Source organism: Roseomonas marmotae (assembly GCF_017654485.1).
In the GTDB taxonomy this organism is placed as follows: Bacteria; Pseudomonadota; Alphaproteobacteria; order Acetobacterales; family Acetobacteraceae; genus Pseudoroseomonas; species Pseudoroseomonas marmotae.
Map to the genome: position 1 here is coordinate 265,032 of NZ_CP061094.1, position 18,014 is coordinate 283,045.

Annotated in this window: 16 protein-coding genes; 9 read left to right on the forward strand and 7 right to left on the reverse strand. The window is 69.2% G+C overall.

Annotated elements, in window-relative coordinates:
* Nucleotides 1-3: 3 nt before the first annotated feature.
* From IAI58_RS19875 to IAI58_RS19890, 4 genes are all read right to left on the reverse strand, one after another.
* Nucleotides 4-1,626 (reverse strand): (2,3-dihydroxybenzoyl)adenylate synthase, encoded by a 1,623-nt coding sequence (locus tag IAI58_RS19875; RefSeq protein ID WP_336512351.1) that lies wholly within the window; start codon nt 1,624-1,626, stop codon nt 4-6.
* Nucleotides 1,623-2,765: an isochorismate synthase gene (locus tag IAI58_RS19880; protein ID WP_207446427.1), complete on the reverse strand. Its 1,143-nt coding sequence runs from the start codon at nt 2,763-2,765 to the stop codon at nt 1,623-1,625. The genes IAI58_RS19875 and IAI58_RS19880 overlap by 4 nt, the downstream gene beginning before the upstream one ends.
* Before the next feature lie 44 nt (nt 2,766-2,809).
* Nucleotides 2,810-3,922 carry a YncE family protein gene (locus IAI58_RS19885; RefSeq protein WP_207446200.1) on the reverse strand — a complete coding sequence of 371 codons (1,113 nt, stop codon included), beginning with the start codon at nt 3,920-3,922 and terminating at the stop codon, nt 2,810-2,812.
* A 257-nt stretch (nt 3,923-4,179) separates the two neighbouring features.
* The gene (locus tag IAI58_RS19890) at nt 4,180-5,634 is read right to left on the reverse strand and encodes an amino acid permease (protein ID WP_207446202.1); all 1,455 of its coding nucleotides are present in this window, start codon (nt 5,632-5,634) and stop codon (nt 4,180-4,182) included.
* Between the two features lie 229 nt (nt 5,635-5,863).
* Here IAI58_RS19890 and IAI58_RS19895 point away from each other — a divergent pair, with 229 nt between their 5' ends.
* Nucleotides 5,864-6,493 carry a TetR/AcrR family transcriptional regulator gene (locus IAI58_RS19895; RefSeq protein ID WP_207446204.1) on the forward strand — a complete coding sequence of 210 codons (630 nt, stop codon included), beginning with the start codon at nt 5,864-5,866 and terminating at the stop codon, nt 6,491-6,493.
* A gap of 168 nt (nt 6,494-6,661) precedes the next feature.
* On the opposite strand, the gene IAI58_RS19900 is transcribed toward IAI58_RS19895, so the two are convergent.
* Genes IAI58_RS19900 through IAI58_RS19910 form a run of 3 tightly spaced genes read right to left on the reverse strand, consistent with a single transcriptional unit; the run spans nt 6,662 to nt 9,511 of the window.
* Nucleotides 6,662-7,492, reverse strand: a complete 831-nt coding sequence (locus IAI58_RS19900) for a sugar phosphate isomerase/epimerase family protein (RefSeq protein ID WP_207446206.1) — start codon at nt 7,490-7,492, stop codon at nt 6,662-6,664.
* Nucleotides 7,493-7,519: 27 nt separating this feature from the next.
* Nucleotides 7,520-8,320: an enoyl-CoA hydratase gene (locus tag IAI58_RS19905; RefSeq protein WP_207446208.1), complete on the reverse strand. Its 801-nt coding sequence runs from the start codon at nt 8,318-8,320 to the stop codon at nt 7,520-7,522.
* A 3-nt stretch (nt 8,321-8,323) separates the two neighbouring features.
* Nucleotides 8,324-9,511 carry a CaiB/BaiF CoA transferase family protein gene (locus tag IAI58_RS19910; protein ID WP_207446209.1) on the reverse strand — a complete coding sequence of 396 codons (1,188 nt, stop codon included), beginning with the start codon at nt 9,509-9,511 and terminating at the stop codon, nt 8,324-8,326.
* A 107-nt stretch (nt 9,512-9,618) separates the two neighbouring features.
* Between IAI58_RS19910 and IAI58_RS19915 the strand changes: the two genes are divergently transcribed.
* The 8 genes from IAI58_RS19915 to IAI58_RS19950 all read left to right on the forward strand — a co-directional run bounded on the left by IAI58_RS19915 (nt 9,619) and on the right by IAI58_RS19950 (nt 17,938).
* On the forward strand, nt 9,619-10,365 hold the full coding sequence (locus IAI58_RS19915) for a GntR family transcriptional regulator (protein ID WP_207446210.1): 747 nt from the start codon (nt 9,619-9,621) through the stop codon (nt 10,363-10,365).
* A 55-nt stretch (nt 10,366-10,420) separates the two neighbouring features.
* The gene (locus tag IAI58_RS19920; RefSeq protein WP_207446211.1) at nt 10,421-11,365 is read left to right on the forward strand and encodes a tripartite tricarboxylate transporter substrate binding protein; all 945 of its coding nucleotides are present in this window, start codon (nt 10,421-10,423) and stop codon (nt 11,363-11,365) included.
* Nucleotides 11,362-11,844, forward strand: a complete 483-nt coding sequence (locus IAI58_RS19925) for a tripartite tricarboxylate transporter TctB family protein (protein ID WP_207446212.1) — start codon at nt 11,362-11,364, stop codon at nt 11,842-11,844. The genes IAI58_RS19920 and IAI58_RS19925 overlap by 4 nt, the downstream gene beginning before the upstream one ends.
* Before the next feature lie 14 nt (nt 11,845-11,858).
* Complete coding sequence (locus tag IAI58_RS19930) at nt 11,859-13,361, forward strand: tripartite tricarboxylate transporter permease (protein WP_207446213.1); 1,503 nt, start codon at nt 11,859-11,861, stop codon at nt 13,359-13,361.
* Between the two features lie 133 nt (nt 13,362-13,494).
* A complete protein-coding gene (locus IAI58_RS19935; protein WP_207446214.1) occupies nt 13,495-14,661 on the forward strand; it encodes a hypothetical protein in 1,167 nt (388 codons plus the stop codon).
* A gap of 295 nt (nt 14,662-14,956) precedes the next feature.
* A complete protein-coding gene (locus IAI58_RS19940; RefSeq protein WP_207446216.1) occupies nt 14,957-16,252 on the forward strand; it encodes an MFS transporter in 1,296 nt (431 codons plus the stop codon).
* 20 nt (nt 16,253-16,272) lie between these two features.
* On the forward strand, nt 16,273-17,187 hold the full coding sequence (locus IAI58_RS19945; RefSeq protein ID WP_207446218.1) for a polysaccharide deacetylase family protein: 915 nt from the start codon (nt 16,273-16,275) through the stop codon (nt 17,185-17,187).
* Nucleotides 17,165-17,938 (forward strand): SDR family NAD(P)-dependent oxidoreductase, encoded by a 774-nt coding sequence (locus IAI58_RS19950; RefSeq protein WP_237182327.1) that lies wholly within the window; start codon nt 17,165-17,167, stop codon nt 17,936-17,938. The genes IAI58_RS19945 and IAI58_RS19950 overlap by 23 nt, the downstream gene beginning before the upstream one ends.
* The last annotated feature ends 76 nt before the right edge of the window (nt 17,939-18,014 follow it).

Genomic DNA, 18,014 nt, shown 5'->3' on the forward strand with positions numbered 1-18,014 from the left:
CCGTCACGCCTGCTGTTCGAGGAAGGCCGCGCGCAGCCGCGCCCGCAATTCCTTCCGGCTCACCTTGCCGACGGCCGTGGTGGCGAAGGCATCGGTGAAGACGATCTGGTCCGGCACCTTGAATTCGGCGATGCCCCGCTGCCGCATCCAGGCCTTCAGCGCCGCCGCCTTCGGCTTCTCGCCATTCGGGATGATGAAGGCGCAGCTCCGCTCGCCCAGATAGTCGTCGGGGATGGAGACGATGGCGGCGTCGAAGACCTGCGGATGCGCCAGCAGATGGTCCTCGACCTCCTCGGCCGAGATCTTCTCGCCCGCGCGGTTGATATGGTCGCCCGCGCGGCCCTGCACCTCCAGATAGCCGCCCGGCAGCCGCCGGACGATATCGCCCGTGCGGTAGAAGCCGTCCTCGGTGAAGGAGCGCGCATTGGCGGCGTCGTCATTGTGGTAGCGGCGGATGGTATAGGGACCGCGCGCCAGCAGGTAGCCCGGCTCGCCCTCCGGCACGGGGTTGCCGAGGTCGTCCACCACCAGCACCTCGTCATCCGGGCTGATGGGGCGGCCCTGGGTGGTGGTGATGATCTCCTCGGGGTCGTCGAGGCGGGTGTAGTTCACCAGCCCCTCCGCCATCCCGAAGACCTGTTGCAGCGTGCAGCCCAGCGTCGGGCGCACGCGCCGCGCCACCTCGGGCGTGAACTTCGCGCCGCCCACCAGCAGGACCTCCAGGCTGGAGAGGTCATGCGACGTCTTCGGCGCCGCCTGCATCCAGAGCAGCGCCAGCGGCGGCACCAGCCCGGTGATGGTCACGCGCTCCCGCTCGATCAGCGGGAAGGCGGCATCCGGGCTGGGGGCGGGGCTGAGCACCACCCGCGCGCCCGCGTAGAGCGCGCCGATATGGCCGGGCGAGGACATGGGGAAGTTGTGCGCCGCCGGCAGGGCGACGAGGAAGACGCTCTTCTCCGTGACGCCGCAGATCTCGTTGCTGGCCCAGCAGCTGTAGAGATAGTCGTCATGCGTGCGCGGGATCAGCTTCGACAAACCCGTGCTGCCGCCGGAGATCTGCAGGAAGGCGACGTCGGAGGAGGAGACATCGGCCGGCAGCGCGACCGTCATGTCGCGTTCCGCCGGCACCGGCAGGAACCCGGCGGGATCGCCGGCGGCAACGAAGACATGCCGCACCGCCGGCACCTCGGCCTGCAGCGCGCGCGCGAGCTCCCGGTAGTCGAAATTATCGCCGCGCCCGGCGATGACATAGCCTGCCGCTTCAGAACGCCGGGCGAAATGCGCGATCTCCGTGATGCGGTGCGCGGGCAGGGCATAGACCGGGATCATGCCCGCGCGGAACAGGCCGAAGACGCAGGAGAAGAATTCGGCGACATTGCCGATCTGCACCACCACCCGGTCGCCCGGCCTCAGCCCGGCGCGCAGATAGGCCGCGGCGGCGGCCTCGGCGCGGGCCCAGAGGGTGGCGTAGCTCCAGTTGCGCTCGCCATCGGTGATGGCGATGGCATCCGGGCGCTGCTCCGCCCGCTGCCGCAGGAAGCCGGAGAAGGTCTCTCCGCGCCAGTAGCCCTTCTCGCGGTAGCGCCGCGCGAAATCCTCGGGCCAGGTCTGTTGCAGGGGAATCACGCGCGCCATTCCTCATCGATGCCGAGGGCGTTCAGGAAGGCGCCGAACTTGGCCGCCGTCTCCGCCGTTTCCGCCGCCGGGTCGCTGCCCGGGACGATGCCGGCCCCGGCATAGAGGCGCGCGCGCCGCCCGGCAATCTCGGCGCAGCGGATGGAGACATGCCATTCTCCATCGCCCCGCCCGTCGCACCAGCCGACGGCACCGGCATAGAAGCCGCGGTCATAGGGTTCCAGCCGGCTGATCAGCCGCGCCGAGGCCTCGCGCGGCACGCCGCAGACGGCGGGGGTGGGGTGCAGTGCCGCCGCCAGCTCGGCCGAGGACACGCCGGGGTCCTTCAGCTCGCCCATGATGCGCGTGCCGAGATGCCACATGGTGGCGGTGGTGGTGAGCTGGATGCCCTCCGGCGCCGCCAGGGAGCGGCAATAAGGCGCCAGCGTGTCCATGACGAATTCCGATACCAGCGCGTGCTCCCGCCGGTCCTTGTCGGAACGCTCCAGCGCGGCGGCGGCCGCGCGGTCCGCCACGGGATCGGCCTGGCGCCGGGCCGAGCCGGCCAGCGGGTGGGAGAGGACGCCACGGCCGGTCTTGCCGACCAGCAGCTCCGGCGTCGCGCCGGCGAGGACGCGCGGCGCGCCGCCGTCATCCGGCAGCGGCACCAGGAAGCCCGTCACCTTGGGGTCGCCGGCCAAGCGGCGCAGCAGGGCGGAGAGGTCGATCGGGCGGTCGGCCTCGGCCAGGAGGCTGCGCGAGAGGACGACCTTCCTCAGGTCGCCCGCCGCCATGGCCACCAGCGCCTCGGCCACCGCGCCGGCGAAGGCTTCCGGCGCCGGATCGTGGCGCAGGGTCCAGCGGGCGCGTGGCATTTCGGGCGCGGAGGGCGGCGCCCGGCGCGAGACCTCCCGCGCCTGGACCAGATGATCGCCCGCCGCGCGGTCGAAGGGCAGGGCGCCCGCCAGCACGGCATCCGGCCCCGCCTCGCGGAAGAAATCCGCGACCCGGCCGGCCAGCGTCGCCGCCGGCCCGGACGGCAGGGCGCGCGCCACGCCATGCCCGAGGATCGTCGCCCGCCCGGAGAGGAAAGCGAAGGCCGGCGGCCCGGCCGGTGCCGCCATGGCATCCGGCCGCGTCATCTCCGCCATGGGCGCCCTTTGACTCATGCTGCGCGTCTTTCGGCCAGGCTGTCTCAGGCGCGGATGATGCTGACGGTGTCACCGTCGGGATCATCCACGGGCGGCGCGCCACGGCCGCCGCTCCGGGCCTTGTTGGTGACGTAGGCCAGGCCGCTGCGGGGATCGATGGCGATGGTATTGGGATGCGTGCCCGTCTGCAGCGAGGACAGCGGGGCCAGGTCACGCGCGTTGAACAGCTCGACGGTGCCGGAGCGGCGGCAGGCCACATAGACCAGCCCCCTGGCCGGGCTGAGCGCGACGCCGAGCGGCCCCTCGCCCGTGGGCAGGCTCTTCACCAGCGCGCCGGTCGCGGCGTCCAGCACCGTGAGGGTGTTGCTCTTCTGGTTCGTGACGAAGAGGCGCTGCCCCGCCGGGTCGAAGGCCAGGTTGATCGGCCCCTCTCCGCCGGAGGGGAAGCGGCGGGTGGCGCCGCCGCCGGCGAGGCTGATCTCCACGACCTCGTTGCTCGTCAGTGCGGTCGCGAAGAGCCGGTTGCCGGCCTTGTCCAGCGTCAGGCCGGTGATGCCGCCCTCGGCCAGGCCCTCGGTGATCACGCCCGCCAGGGTATTCGTCGTGCCGTCGATCACCCAGATAGCGCTGGGCTTGCCACGGGAGCCGAAATTGCTGACGTAAACGCGGTTCGCGGCCTCATCCACCAGCAGCTGGCGGGGATGCCCACCCTCGCCGCCAGACAGGGTGGCGAGGACCTTGCCGGCCTTCAGGTCGATGGCGGAGACGGTGCCGGAGCGGGTGTTGGAGGTATAGACGACGCCCGTGACGTCATTCAGGCCGAGGCCGAAGGCCGGCTCGTCGCCCAGCTCGATCTGGCTGCGCACCTCCAGGCTCTGCGGGTCGAGGCCGAGGATGCGGGCCGCGTTGGCGCCGCGTGGGCCTGTCGCCGCGACATGCACGAGGCCGGTGGCGCGGCTGACGACCACTTCGTAGAGGCCGGGATAGACCCGGGCGCTCCGCAGCACGGCCGGGGCCTCGCCGCCAGCCGTGGCCGCGGCGGCCGCGCGGAAGCCGGCGCCGGCCGCCAGGGTCGCGGCCAGAAGGCCGAGGACGCGGCGGCGCGGGAAACCGGCACCGTTGCGCGGGCCGTTCGGCCGGGTCGGGCCAGTATCCATCGGAAGCTCCTTGTGCGAATGGGGCGTGAGCGGTTTCAGGCTGGCGGGGCGCTGCCCGGCGCCGGCTTCGGCCGTCTTCAGCGGCGGATGGCGTGGCTTGTGCGGCGGGGAGGGCTGACGGAAATCAGGGCGTGATAATGCAAATCGTTCTCAATTAAATTGTGGCCTTGCGCGCCGGAACTGTCAATCCTCCGGGGTGGAAGGTCAGCATTACAGGCTGGTAAGAGTCGCCCTGTCCGTCAGTCCGGGCGCGCCTGCTATGGACCGGCGCGCCGCAGCAGCGAATGGTGCCGGCCGTAGAGCATATAGATGCCGCATCCGATGGCGACCCAGACCACCAGGCGGAGCCAGGTGCTCGCCGGCAGGCCCACCATCAGCAGGAGGCTGAAGGCGATGCCCAGGAGCGGCACGGCGGGGACGCCGGGCGCGCGGAAGGGGCGGGCGATCCCCGGCTCATACCGGCGCAGGTAGAGCACGGCGCCGCAGACGAAGACGAAGGCGAAGAGGGTGCCGATGCTGACCATCTGCCCGAGCACGTTGATCGGCAGCGTGGCCGCCATGACCGCCACAGCGAAACCGATCAGCATCTGGCTCAACCAGGGTGTCTGCAGGCGGGGATGGATGCGGGAGAAGACCGGCGGCAGCAGGCCATCGCGGGAGATGGTCATGAAGATGCGGCTCTGCCCATAGAGCAGGACGAGGATGACCGTGGTCAGCCCGACGATGGCACCGATCTTGATGACGGCGGAAAGCCAGCCCAGGCCGATGGCGTCGATGCCGCGGGCGATGGGGTCGGCGACATCCAGCTCGGTATAGGAAACCAGCCCCGTGAGCACGCCGGCCACCAGCACATAGAGCAGGGTGCAGATAATGAGCGACCCGAGCATGCCGATGGGCATGTCACGCTGGGGCGACTTCGCCTCCTGCGCCGCAGTGGAGACGGCGTCGAAGCCGATGAAGGCGAAGAACACCACCCCCGCCCCGCGCAGCACGCCGCTCCAGCCGAAATGGCCGAACTCGCCGGTATTGGGAGGCAGGAAGGGGGTCCAGTTGGCGGGGGTCACATGGGCCGCGCCGACCAGGACGAAGAGCAGCACGACCGCGATCTTCACCGACACCATGATGTTGTTCAGCCGTGTCGATTTGGTGGTGCCGAGGATCAGCATCGTCGTCAGGGCACAGACGATCAGCGCGGCCGGCAGGTTGAGCAGGGCCGTGACCTCCCGCCCGTCGTCGAGGCGCAGGACCGTCCCGGTCGCCTGGGTAAGCGCGGGCGGCAGGTGCAGCCCGAAATTCAGGAGCAGGCTCTGCATATAGCCCGACCAGCCGACCGAGACCGTGGCCGCGCCCAGGGCATATTCCAGGACGAGGTTCCAGCCGATGATCCAGGCCGCCAGCTCCCCGAAAGTCGCGTAGGTATAGGTATATGCGCTGCCGCTGACGGGGATCATCGCCGCCAGTTCGGCATAGCAGAGGCCGACGAAAGCGCAGGCGATGCCGGCCAGTATGAAGGACAGTATCAGTGCCGGCCCCGCGAATTCCGCGGCGGCGGTGCCCGTCAGCACGAAGATGCCGGCGCCGACGATGGCGCCAATCCCCATGGCCATGATGCTGAGGGGACCGAGGGACCTCTTTAACCCGACCGCTCCCGTATTGGCCGATGCGATAATCCCGGAGATCGCCTTGCGCGCGAGATAGGGCGCCTTGTCCATCGGAGATCTTTCTGGTGCGGGCAGCCTGCCAAGGCTGGTAATGCCTTCCCCGGGGCGCTGGTTGCGGAAGGCGCTGCCTGCGCCGGCGAAGATGGCAGGCCGGAGCTGGGCATTTCGACTCGTTGGCCGGCGCGGTGGATGCTCCGTCCATCACGGCCGGGCCGTTTCCGGGCGGGGATTGCGGGCGACCGTCCGTCCGGTCAAGAATGCGGGACGAGGAGGCGCACCCATGGCCCGCATGGCGACGAAACTGCCCATCATGGAACAGCCGGAGCCATCCGAGCGGATTCTGCAGATCCTGACGGAAGCAGCGCGGCTCTTCGGCACGGCCGGCTATGATGGCACGTCGATGCGGGACATCGCGAATGCCTGCGGCATCTCGAAGTCGCTGCTCTACCACCATTTCGCTGACAAGGACGAGATCTTTGCCCGGATCGCCCTGGGCTCGACGCGCGAGCTTTACGAGTTCGTCGCCGCGCGCATCCCGGAGGATGTGCCGCCCTCCCGGCGCATCCGTGAGTTCATGGTCGCCACGGCCGAATATTTCCAGCGTTACCGCTGGGCCTGGATCGCCTCGACCTCATCCTTCTGGAGCGACCCCGAAGCGCGCCGCCAGAAGGAACGCATGATGTGGCGCGACCGCTACGAGGGCCTGCTGCGCGCCCTGCTGACCGATGCCATCAAGGCGGGCGAGGTGCGCCAGACCGATGTCTCGACCGCCGGGCGGCTGATCCTCTCCTCGCTGAACTGGATGCACCGCTGGTATAGCCCCGGAAAGGGGCTGTCCGCCGTGCAGATCGTCGAGATGTATTTCGACATCATCTTCAACGGGCTGAAGGCGGAACCCGCGCCGCGCTGAGCCGCCTCCCGCGCCGTTCCGCTATTCAAGCGTGATCTTCCGGCCGGCGATGATCCCGCCCCATCTCTCCCTCTCCCGCCGCATCTGCCCGTCCGGCAGCGCGGCGCCTGGAAGGAGAGAGGAGAGTGCATGTGGCTGACCGGGCGGTCAATGCGCCCGGCCGCCACGTCAGGCCAGCACCGCCCGCGCGCCATCCGCCATGGTGCGGCGCGCCTTCTGCATGTCGTCCAGCGTGCCGAAGGCGTTCATGTAGTGGCCACGGAAGCCGGTGGCCTCGATGCGCCGGAACATGTCGGGGAAATCGAAATCGCCCTGGCCGGGCGGCAGGTGGATCTCCTTGCCGTTGCGGAAGCAGTCCGCCAGCCGCACCTCCTTCACCCGGTCCCACGGAATGGCGTCGACGAAGCCCGCCACGCCCTCGGGCAGAAGATGCGCGTGGTTGGCGGTGAAGGAGAGCGCGAAGGCCGGGCTGTCGATCCGGTCGTAGTAATAGGCCCATTCCTCCATGGTATGCGCGAGGTAATGGACCTCGGCATCCTCGGGCTCCTTGTTCAGATTCTCCAGCAGAAGGCGGGCGCCTTTGCGTTCGGCATAGTCCACGATCCGCTTCAGCCGTTCCAGCCCGGCCTCCATGCGCGGCTTCACATCGGCGGTGAAGTGGTAGCCGGCATGGACCACGATCCAATGCGCGCCGAGCCTGGGATAGATGTCGATATAGGCCTTGAGATAATCATCCACCGCCTCCGACAGGATCGGCGAGTATTCCGCCACGTTGACGGCCGAGAGCGTGTGCAGGCCGAGCTGGATGCCGTCCCGCGCGCAGGCCTCCCGGATGGTGGCGGCGCGGGCATCGTCGAAGCGGGTGAAGGCGTTCTCGCCATAGTCGAGCTGGATGTCGACGTAGCGCACCGCGTTGCGCGCCGCCCAGGCGATGCCGTCCTCCAGCTTCGCCCGGCGCCCGATATCGACGCCGATGCGCTCATACAGGCTTTCCGCCATTGTTCTTCCTCCCCTCGGTGCAGTCGCTCAGCGGCCGCGGAACTGCGGTGGCCGCTTCTCCATGAAGGCGCGGCGGCCTTCCTTGTAGTCCTCGCTCTCGAAGCAATCCTGGTAGAGGCGGTCGCAGCGCGCCTCGTCCGGCTGCCCCTTCATCGATTCCATGATGATGTGCTTGGAGGCGCGGATGGTCAGCGGCGCATTGGCGGCGATGCCGCGCGCCGTCTCCGTGACGAAGGATTCCAGTGCCTCGGCCGGCAGCACCCGGTTCACCAGCCCCATGCCACAGGCTTCCGCCGCGCTGAAGCGGCGGCCGGTGAAGAAGATCTCCTTGGCGAAGGCCGGGCCGACGATCTGCGTCAGCTTCCGCACGCCGTCCAGCTCATAGCCCACGCCCAGCTTCGCGGCGGGGACGGCGAAATCCGCATCCTCGCTGCAGATGCGGATGTCGCAGGAGAGCGCGATGGCCAGCCCGCCGCCGATGCAATGGCCGCGGATCATGGCGATGACGGGCTTGTCCATCTGCCGCAGCCGGTCATGCACCCGCTGATTGCGCGCGCGGTGCTCGGCCACCTGCTCCAGCGTCGTGCGGCCCTCCTCGAAGCGGGAGATGTCGGAGCCGGAGGCGAAGGCGCGGTCGCCCGCGCCGGTCAGCACGATGCAGCGCACGGCCTCGTCGGCCTCGAAGGCCACCAGCGCATCGCCGAGCGCCTGCCACATCTCCGGGGAAATGGCATTGCGGCGCGGCAGGTTGTCGATGGTCAGCCAGCCGATGCCGGCCTCCTGGCGGGCCAGGATGCGGCCGGGCGGGGGGAGGGTGGTGTCGGGCATGGTTCAGATCACCTGTCGGCTGCGTAGATCGTCGATCCGAGCGGGGTTGAAACCGAGCCCGGCCAGGATCGCATCGGTATGCTCGCCCAGTCCGGGCGGATGGCTGGTGATGCCGCTGGGCGTCCGGCTCAGCGTCACGGGCTGCGCGACATAGCCGACCGGGTCGTTGGCGCCGCCGTTCAGATAGGCGGCCATGCCGAGATGCCGCACCTGCTCATCGGCGAAGACCTGGTCGATGCTGTTGATCGGCCCGCAGGGCACGCCGGCCTCGTTCAGCCTGGCGACCCAGTTGGCGCTGGTATCGCCCCGCGTCACCGCCGCGATCTCCTCGTTCAGCGCGTCGCGGTTCTGGCTGCGGGCGGCGGCGGTGGCAAAGCGCGGGTCCTCCAGCCATTCCCGGCGGTCGAGCACGGCGGCAAATCGCTGCCAGATCCGCTGGCCGGTGGCCGCGATGTTCATGTGGCCATCGGCGGTCGGGAAGACGCCGGTGGGGATGCTGGTCGGGTGGTTGTTGCCGGCCTGCTTCGGCACCTCGCCCGCCTGCAGCCAGCGCGCCGCCTGGAAGTCGAGCATGAAGATCTGTGCCTGCAACAGCGAGGTCTGCACCCACTGCCCCTTGCCCGAGACCTCCCGCTCCAGCAGCGCCACCAGCACGCCCTGGGCGGCGAAGATGCCGGCGCAGAGATCGGCGATAGGGATGCCCACGCGCACCGGTCCCTGCCCGGGCAGGCCGGTGATGGACATCAGCCCGCCCATGCCCTGCGCGATCTGGTCGAAGCCCGGCCGGTCCGCATAGGGCCCGTCCTGGCCGAAGCCGGAGATGGAGGCATAGACCAGCCGGGGATTGATCTCGGACAGCGCCTCGTAGCCGATGCCCAGGCGTTCCTTCACATCGGGGCGGAAATTCTCCACCACCACATCCGCCTGCCGCACCATCTGCATGAAGATTGCGACGCCCTCAGGATCCTTCAGGTTGAGCGTCATGCTCTGCTTGTTGCGGTGCAGGTTCTGGAAGTCCGGCCCCTGGCGCGGCCCGCCCATCGGGTCCCCCGCATCGAGCCCTTCCGGCATCTCGATCTTGATGACCTTCGCCCCCCAGTCGGCGAATTGCCGCACGCAGGTCGGGCCGGAGCGGACGCGGGTGAGGTCGAGCACGGTGAAGCGCGAGAGCGCCGTCGATGGCTGCGGCATGGCCTTTCCTCCGTTCTTGGCGACCACGCTATCCCAGGTGCTGTTGACTGTCGACAGTTGTCATCATTCAGTTGACAGAATTGCGGGGGACGGCGCACCGTGGCGTCATGTCTGCATCGCCTGTCACGCCGCTGGATATCGTCCGCACCCGCTCCCTCGCCTCGCTGGTGGCGCAGGAGATCGAACACCTGATCCTGGCCGGGGAGATCGAGCCAGGGGAACGGTTGAACGAGCAGGCGCTGGCCGCCCGGCTGGGTGTCAGCCGTGGCCCGGTGCGGGAGGCCGTGCGGGGCCTGGAGCGGTCCGGCCTGGTGGTCGCCGTGGTGAACCAGGGCTCCTATGTGCGGAAGGTCAGCGTCGAGGAGGCGCTGGACGTCTTCGACATCCGCGTGGCGCTGACAAGCCATGCGGCGGAGCGGGTCGCCGCGCGCGCCGCGCCCGCCCTGCTGGCGCCGATGGAAGACCTGCTGGCACGGTTGACGGAGGCCGAGCAGGCCAATGACGCGGCCGGCTACTACGCGCTGAACCTTGAGTTCCACGCGGCATTGTTCGAGGCCGCGGGGAATCCCCGCGCCGCGCGGCTCTACGCGGATCTCGGCAAGGAACTGCATCTGTTCCGCCGCCGCGTGCTGCTGCAGCCGGAGAATATGCGCCAGTCCAACGCGGAGCACGCCGCCATCCTGCGGGCGCTGCGCGCCGGGGACTGCGCGGCGGCCAAGGCGGCGGGGGAGGCGCATATCAAGGGTGGCCGGCAACGTTTCGCCGAAAGCCGCCCGAAGGACCAAGCAAGGCCGCAGCAAGCGGCCAGGGGAGGAAACAATGCAAGACGGAAGCCTGACGTGCCGCCCATCTGACGCGCCCGATTCCGGGGGGCAGGCCGGAGGCACTGCTCCGGGCCGGCGGGGCCTGTTGCTGGCGACCGGGCTGGGGCTCCTCGCCGCGCCCCGCATCCTGCGCGCGCAGGGCGCCGCCTTCGGCTCGCGGCCCATCGAGATCGTGACACATTCCGGTGTCGGCGGCGGCACTGACATCACGGCGCGCATGGTCATGGTCCATGCCCCGGCCGAGTTCGGCACCGAGCTCGTCGTCGTGAACAAGACCGGCGGCAGTGGTGCGGCGGCGCTGGCCTATGCGGCGCAACGGCCGAAGGACGGCCATACGCTGCTGCTGATGACGCAGACACATCTCATCACCATGCTGCGGAGCAAGACCGGCACGCAGCTCGCGGATCTCGTCGGCGTCGCCCGCGCCACGGAGGACCCGCAGGTCGTCATGGTGCGGGCCGACAGCCCGCTGCGCTCGGTGGATGAATTCCTCTCCACTGGCAAGAGCCGCGCATTGAAGTTCGGCATCACCCATGTCGGCAGCGTCGATCATGTGGCCACCGTGGGTTTCGCCAAGGCGGCCGGCATCCGCCCGCCCACAGCGGTGCCCTTCCGGGGCGGCGGCGACATCGTCATCAACCTCGTCGGCGGCAATATCGATGCCGGACTGCTGAACTTCGCCGAGGCGGAAGCGCAGATCCGCGCCGGCGAGGTGCGTCCCCTGATGGTGCTCTCCGATGAGCGGGTCAGCAGCCTGCCGGATACGCCCACGGCCAAGGAGACGAAGATCGACTATTCCTCCGCCACCACCCGCGGCTTCGCCGTGATGAAGGGCACGCCGGAGGACTGGGTCGCGCGGCTGGAGCAGGGCCTGCTGAAGTCCATGGCCAGCCCGACCTATACCGCCTACCTGAAAAGCTCCGGCCAGGCCTCCACCAGCCCGGCTGGCCGCGCGGTCTGGCAGGCGCAGCTCGAGGCCTTCTCGAATGACAGCCGCCAGGCGCTGGCTGACCTGGGCGTGGCGCAATGAGCGGCGGACTGGCGCGGCAGCTCGGCCGTGACCGCCTGGTGGCCTTGGGGGCGGCGGCAGTCGCCGCCCTCGCCCTGGCCTTCACCTTCACCTTCGACAAGGTGCCGGCGGCCCTGATGGAGGGCATGGGGGCGGCCGAGTTCCCGCAGCTGATCTGCGTCGTCATCCTGGTGCTCTGCCTCTGCCTGTTCTTCGCCCGGCCGGCGCCGGAGACGGGGGAGGCGCCGGCGCCGGTGCATGCCTGCACCTGGTGGACGCTGGCGCTGTGCGTCGGCTTCTTCGCCGTGCTGGCGCTGATCGGCATGCTGCCGGCCATGTTCCTCTTCCCGATCGTCACCGGCCTGGTCTGGGGGGAAAGGCGCCTGCCGCTGCTGATCGGCAGCGCGGCGGGGCTGACGCTGCTGGTCTGGCTGCTCTTCGTCAGCATCTTCCAGTTCACCCTGCCAGGCGGCCTGCTTGGCGACATGCTGTTCAGCTGAGGGGGTAGAGACCGATGGAAGCCTTCCTCGGTGGCATGGGCATCCTGCTGGACCCCTTCACGCTCTTCATGATCGTCGCCGGCACGGTGCTGGGCATCACGGTCGGCGCGCTGCCGGGCATCAGCGGCAGCACCACCATCGCCCTGATGCTGCCGATCACCCTGGGCCTGGACCCGGTCGTCTCGCTCGCCTTCCTCGGCTCGATCTACTGCGCCGCCAATTTCGGCGGCTCCATCACCGCCATCCTGGTCAATGCGCCGGGCGACCCATCGGCCTCCGCCACGGCGCTGGAGGGCTACAAGATGGCCGAGCGCGGCGAGGCCGGCATGGCGCTGGGCATGTCCGCCGTGGCCAGCGCCATCGGCGGCATCTTCAGCGTCGTCGCCATGATTATCGCCGCGCCGCTGCTGGCGCGCGCGGCCTATAGCTTCGGCCCGCCGGAATACCTCGCGCTGGCGCTCTTCGGCCTGTCCATGTGCGGCGCCGTGGGGGGCGACAGCGCCCTCAAGAACCTGATCGCCGCCGCCTTCGGCGTGCTGCTGGCCACGGTCGGGATCGACCTGACCACGGGGGTGGAGCGTTTCACCTTCGGCTTCTACGACCTCACGGACGGCGTCAGCTTCGTCGCGGCGCTGATCGGCCTCTTCGCGGTGGGCGAGATGCTGGACCAGGCGACGCAGCAGATGGGCAAGCCCAGCCTGCTGAAGATGGATGCCGTACGCATCCCCGGCCGCGCGGAATTCAAGAAATGCAACCGCAGCATCTGGCTGGGAAGCGGGCTCGGCACGGTGATCGGTGTCCTGCCGGCGCTGGGCGCCACCACGGCCGCCCTGATCGCCTATAACGAGACACGGCGCTGGTCCAAGCACCAGCATGAATTCGGCCACGGCTCGATCGAGGGCGTCGCGGGACCGGAGGCGGCCAACAACGCGGCGGTCGGCGGCTGCATGGTGCCGACCCTGGCGCTGGGCATCCCCGGCAGCGCGACGACCGCCATCATCCTGGCGGGGCTGATCGTGCAGGGCGTGCGGCCCGGACCGCATCTCTTCACGGAGCAACCGACGCTGCTCTACGCCGTCTTCGCCTCCATGCTGGCGGCCAACCTGCTCTATCTCGTCATCGGCCTGGGGGCGGCGAAGCTCTTCGCGCGCATCAGCCTGATCCCGCCCGCGCTGCTCTGGCCGGCGGTCTTCGTGCTCTCCGTCATCGGGGCCTATGGCGCCAACCAGTCGATGGGCGATGTCTGGCTGATGATGGGCTTCGGCGTCATCGGCTTCCTCTTCCGCCGCACCGGCTTCTCGCCCGCGCCGCTGATCATGGGGCTGGTGCTCGGCTCGATGGTGGAGGAAAGCCTGAAGCAGTCGATCCTGATCTTCGGGGACGATCTGGCCGGCGGCTTCCTGGGGCGGCCGATCGCCATGGGCCTCTTCGCCGTCACGGCGCTGGGCCTGCTGGGGCCGCCCGCGCTGCGGGCCCTGGCGCGGCTGCGCCAGCCGGCGGCGGCACCGCAGGCATGACGGCCCCGGCCCCTCCCTGGAGGGGCCGGCGGCATCATCCCGCGCAACCCTCCTCGCACCGGGCGGTTCTTCCAGCCTGCCATGGGAAGCGCCGCGGCGACGGGCATCATGGCCTTCGATCCAGGGAGTCCTGATGCTCGACTTCATCCGCCCGACGACGTTGCAGGGCAGCGCCAAGGCACACGGCGACGGTGTTACCGACGACACCGCCGCCATCCAGGCCGCGCTCGATACCAGGAAATCCGTCTATCTGGACGAGGACCGCACCTACAAGATCACGGGTCCGCTGTTCTTCCGCCGCCCCGGCCAGCAATTCGGCAGCGCGACCGCGCAGGGCTGCACCCTCGCCTGCTACGGCTCCTCCGACATCCTCGACACGCACGGGATGCATGGCGTCCGGATCAAGGGATTCCGGATGGTCGGCAAGCAGGGGGACGGGACGCGGAACCACACGGGCGGCTTCGGCATCCAGGTGGGCACGCAGGGCTCGCCGATGGCGGCGACCACCAGGCAGACCGGCGCCGTGGATATCGAGGACCTGATCTTCGATGGCATGTCCGGCGGCATCTCCATCACGGATGCGAACGGGGTCAACATCGCCGACGTGCAGATGGCGGCGATGCGGGATGCCGGCTTCGTTGTGCGGGCGCGCGACGCGAACCACCGCGTCGACAACATCCGCATCGAGAACGCGATCTACTCGGCGGCCAAGGAGGCGCGGGAGGATGGTTCAGGCGTGGGCCTGCTGATCGACGGCGAGGTGCATGGATGCGTGCTCGACTACTTCGTCACCGTCCGCCCGAGCTACGGCATCAAGGTCGTCAATACCCATGGCGCCAACACGAAGGCGCGCCCCGCCTTCCTGTTCGGCTCGCATATCGGTTGCGACTTTCCGAAGTTCGAAGGCATCTACATCGCCGAGATCGACCGCTGCCGCTTCCAGGATCTCTATTGCCACGGCTCCGAGACCAGCAATGGCATCACCTTCGAGCGTGGGGTCCGCGACGCCAAGATCATCGGCGCGAATGTCTCCGGCCACTACTGCTCCGCCATCAGCTTCGACGGCAACATCCTCGACCTTCACGCGGTGGAGGCCGACTGGTGCAGCCAGACCGCCCCCCATGCCTTCGCGGCGGTGCAGCTCGGCAGGAATGCCAGGAACGTGCGGGTGGTGGGCGGCGGCAATTCGGCCGGCGTCGGCAATGCCGCCTTCGGCATCTTCCGCGCCAGTCCGGCCACCGAGGTGGAACTCGCGGCGGCGGGCCAGTGGCGCGGCGCCTTCGGCGCGAAGAACTGGTAGCCAAGGCCCCCACTGGCACGGCGCGGAGAGCGGCAGACTGTTCCAGACTGAAGTGGCGGGTCTTCGCGCCCTTGTGAAGGCAGTCCAGCCTCGTCCCGCCGCTGCCCTCCCGCACTGCGCCGGACAGGCCGTTCTGGCTGAGCTTGCCAGGAGAGGAGCCTGGGCATCCTTCCGTTTTCCCCGGACCGCAACTTGACAGTCTTGAAGCATGCTGACGATGCTTCGCAGCTATCTCAGTGCAATACGGCGGTCGGCGGCCATGACGAGACCGGCCGGGAAAGGGGAGAGGCGCCACATGTCAGGACGCAGCACCGTCGCCGCGGAACCAGCCGACCAGATGACCGCCAGGAGGGCCGTCACAGCGGCGGTCATCGGCAATGTGCTGGAATGGTACGATTTCGCGGTCTACGGCTTCGTGGCCACCATCCTGGCGCGTCGCTTCTTCCCCAGCGAGGACCCGACCACCGCCCTGCTCGCCACCTTCGCCGCCTTCGGCGTCGGCTTCGTGGTGCGGCCGCTGGGCGGCATCATCATCGGACGCATGGGCGATACCCACGGGCGCAAGGCCGCGCTGCTGCTGACCATCTTCATGATGGCCTTCGGCACCGTCGCCATCGGGCTGCTGCCGACCTATGAGAGCATCGGCATGCTCGCCCCCATCCTGCTGGTCGTCTGCCGGCTGGCGCAGGGCTTCGCCGCCGGCGGCGAATGGGGCGGCTCCACGGCCTTCATCGTGGAATGGGCGCCGAAGAACCAGCGCGGTTTCTTCGGCAGCTTCCAGCAGGCCAGCGTGGCGGGGGGACTGCTGCTGGGTTCCGGCATCGCGGCCCTCTTCAGCACCCTGCTCGCGCCCGAGGCCATGGAGTCCTGGGGCTGGCGCATCCCCTTCCTGCTCGGCGGCGCGTTGATTCCGCTCGGCGTCTACATGCGCCGCAACATCGACGAGACGCCCGCCTACCGGGAGGCTGTGGCCGAGGCCGAGACGGCGCCAGCCGCGCAGGCGGAAGGGAACTGGACGCTGGCCGCCCGGGCCTTCGGCTTCACCATTCTCTGGACCGTCTCCTACTACATCATGCTCAACTACATGCCGACCTTCACGCAGCAGCATGCGGGGCTGAGCCGGTCGGAGGCGCTGTGGTCGAATACCATCGGCCTGGTGGTGCTGGTCGTGACCATCCCGCTGATGGGCGCGCTGTCCGACCGCTGGGGGCGCAAGCCGCTGCTGCTGGCCTGCTGCCTGGCCTTCGTGGTGCTGACCTACCCGCTTTTCATGCTGCTGCTCTCCGGCGGCGGGCTGGGGACGGTGATCCTGATCCAGATCATCTTCGCAGTGATGATCGCCGCCTTCTCCGGCCCCGGCCCGGCCGCCATCTCGGAAATCTTCCCGACCGCCTCCCGCTCCACCTATATGTCCACGGGCTACAGCCTCGCGGTCGCTGTCTTCGGCGGCTTCGCGCCCTATATCGCGACATGGCTGATCGCGAGGACGGGTTCGCCGATTTCGCCGACCTACTACCTGATCGCGGCGGCGATCCTGTCCACCCTGGTCATCCTGCGGATGCGCGAGACCGCGCATGCCGACCTGAAGTGATCCGAGCAAGGAATCCGGCCATGGCCCAGAATGATCCGAACGACGTCTCGCGGATGGAACCCTGGCAGTGGCCGGACCCGCACTGGCAGGGGCTGATCCGGCAGGTGCGCGCCGGGCGGCCGCTGCGGCCGAAGCAGTGGCAGGGCGGCGCCCGCTGCGCCGTTGCGCTCTCCTTCGACAGCGACCACGAGACCAATGAGCTGCGGGACGGCGGCAAGTCCATCGGCCGCCTGGCCTGGGGCCAGTATGGCAACCGCGTGGGCGTGCCGCGCATCGCCAAGCTGCTGGACCGGCACGGCATCCGCGCCACCTTCTATGTCCCGGCCGTGGCCGCCATGACCTATCCCGACGAGCAGCGCGCGCTGGTCGCCGCCGGGCACGAGATCGGCATCCATGGCTGGATCCATGAGCTGAATTCCGTGCTGCCCTACGAGGTCGAGCGCGACCTCATGTTCCGCGCCACGGACAAGCTGGAGGAGATCACGGGCATCCGTCCCGTCGGCCTTCGCACGCCCTCCTGGGATTTCAGCCCGAACACGCTGCGGATCGAGCGCGAACTGGGCCTGCTTTACGATTCCTCTCTGATGGCAGACGAGGATTGCTATGAGCTGGTGATGGAGGATGAGCCCACCGGCATCGTCGAGCTGCCGGTGGAATGGGTGCGCGACGATGCCGTGTATTTCATGATGCACCGCTTCCAGTCGCTGCGGCCCTATACGCCGCCCGAGGATGTGCTGAACATCTTCCGTCGCGAATTCGACGCGGCCTATGAGGATGGCGGCGTGTTCCAGCTGACCTGCCACCCGCATATCATCGGCTACCGTTCCCGCATCTGGATCCTGGAGGAGCTGATCCGCCACGCCAAGTCGAAGGGCGATGTCTGGTTCGCCACGCATGCGGAAGTCGCCGCCTATGCCCGCGACCACGCGGCCTGACGCGATGCTGATCGATTTCACGGGCCAGACGGTGCTGGTCACCGGTGCCGCGCGCGGCATCGGGCGCGGCATCGTCGAGGGCTTCGCCGCCAGCGGCGCGCGGGTGGTGGCCACCGATGTCCTCGCCGCGCCGCTGGAGCAGATGGCCGGGGAGGTGCCCGGCCAGGTGGAGCCGCATGTGCTGGATGTCACGGATGCCGCGGCGGTGGAGGCGCTGGTCCAGCGCATCCAGCCGGTCGATGTGCTCGTGCATGTCGCGGGCGGCGTGCTGGGGCAGTCGCGCAAGCCGCTGGAGGAGATCACGGATGGCGACTGGGACGCCATCATGGACGTGAACCTGCGTGGCGCCTTCCATGCCTGCCGGGCCGTCGCGCCGGGGATGAAGCAGCGCCGCGCCGGGCGGATCGTCATCATCTCCAGCGGCGCGGGGCTGCGCCCCAGCCTGACCGGCATCCATGCCTATGGCACCGCCAAGACCGCGCAGATCGGGCTGGTGCGGCAGATCTCGGTCGAGCTCGGGCCTTATGACATCACGGTGAATGCCGTGGCGCCGGGCTTCCTGCGGACCAGCCCGGACTACGAGCGGCAATGGGCCTCCTATGGCGCGGAGGGGCAGGAAGCCATGCTGAACCGCATCCCCATGCGCCGCCTGGGGGAGCCGGCGGATATCGCCAGCGCCGTGCAGTTCCTGGCCTCCGCCCAGGCTTCCTGGATCACGGGGCAGGTGCTGCCCGTCAACGGCGGCAGCTGAGGCGCCCGGCGGGCCGGGCGGCCGGAGGATTCCTCGGCATCCTCGTCCGCAGGGACCGGCTCGTCTGGCGGGGCGC

Bases quoted from the DNA above. Each gene is read 5' to 3' on its own strand.
- IAI58_RS19950 (WP_237182327.1), top strand. From the start codon at position 17,165: ATGCCCGCGACCACGCGGCCTGACGCGATGCTGATCGATTTCACGGGC.
- IAI58_RS19895 (WP_207446204.1), top strand. From the start codon at position 5,864: ATGGCCCGCATGGCGACGAAACTGCCCATCATGGAACAGCCGGAGCCA.
- IAI58_RS19880 (WP_207446427.1), bottom strand. From the start codon at position 2,765: ATGGCGGAGATGACGCGGCCGGATGCCATGGCGGCACCGGCCGGGCCG.
- IAI58_RS19905 (WP_207446208.1), bottom strand. From the start codon at position 8,320: ATGCCCGACACCACCCTCCCCCCGCCCGGCCGCATCCTGGCCCGCCAG.
- IAI58_RS19930 (WP_207446213.1), top strand. From the start codon at position 11,859: ATGGAAGCCTTCCTCGGTGGCATGGGCATCCTGCTGGACCCCTTCACG.
- IAI58_RS19940 (WP_207446216.1), top strand. From the start codon at position 14,957: ATGTCAGGACGCAGCACCGTCGCCGCGGAACCAGCCGACCAGATGACC.
- IAI58_RS19890 (WP_207446202.1), bottom strand. From the start codon at position 5,634: ATGGACAAGGCGCCCTATCTCGCGCGCAAGGCGATCTCCGGGATTATC.
- IAI58_RS19900 (WP_207446206.1), bottom strand. From the start codon at position 7,492: ATGGCGGAAAGCCTGTATGAGCGCATCGGCGTCGATATCGGGCGCCGG.
- IAI58_RS19915 (WP_207446210.1), top strand. From the start codon at position 9,619: ATGTCTGCATCGCCTGTCACGCCGCTGGATATCGTCCGCACCCGCTCC.
- IAI58_RS19885 (WP_207446200.1), bottom strand. From the start codon at position 3,922: ATGGATACTGGCCCGACCCGGCCGAACGGCCCGCGCAACGGTGCCGGT.
- IAI58_RS19945 (WP_207446218.1), top strand. From the start codon at position 16,273: ATGGCCCAGAATGATCCGAACGACGTCTCGCGGATGGAACCCTGGCAG.
- IAI58_RS19910 (WP_207446209.1), bottom strand. From the start codon at position 9,511: ATGCCGCAGCCATCGACGGCGCTCTCGCGCTTCACCGTGCTCGACCTC.
- IAI58_RS19935 (WP_207446214.1), top strand. From the start codon at position 13,495: ATGCTCGACTTCATCCGCCCGACGACGTTGCAGGGCAGCGCCAAGGCA.
- IAI58_RS19925 (WP_207446212.1), top strand. From the start codon at position 11,362: ATGAGCGGCGGACTGGCGCGGCAGCTCGGCCGTGACCGCCTGGTGGCC.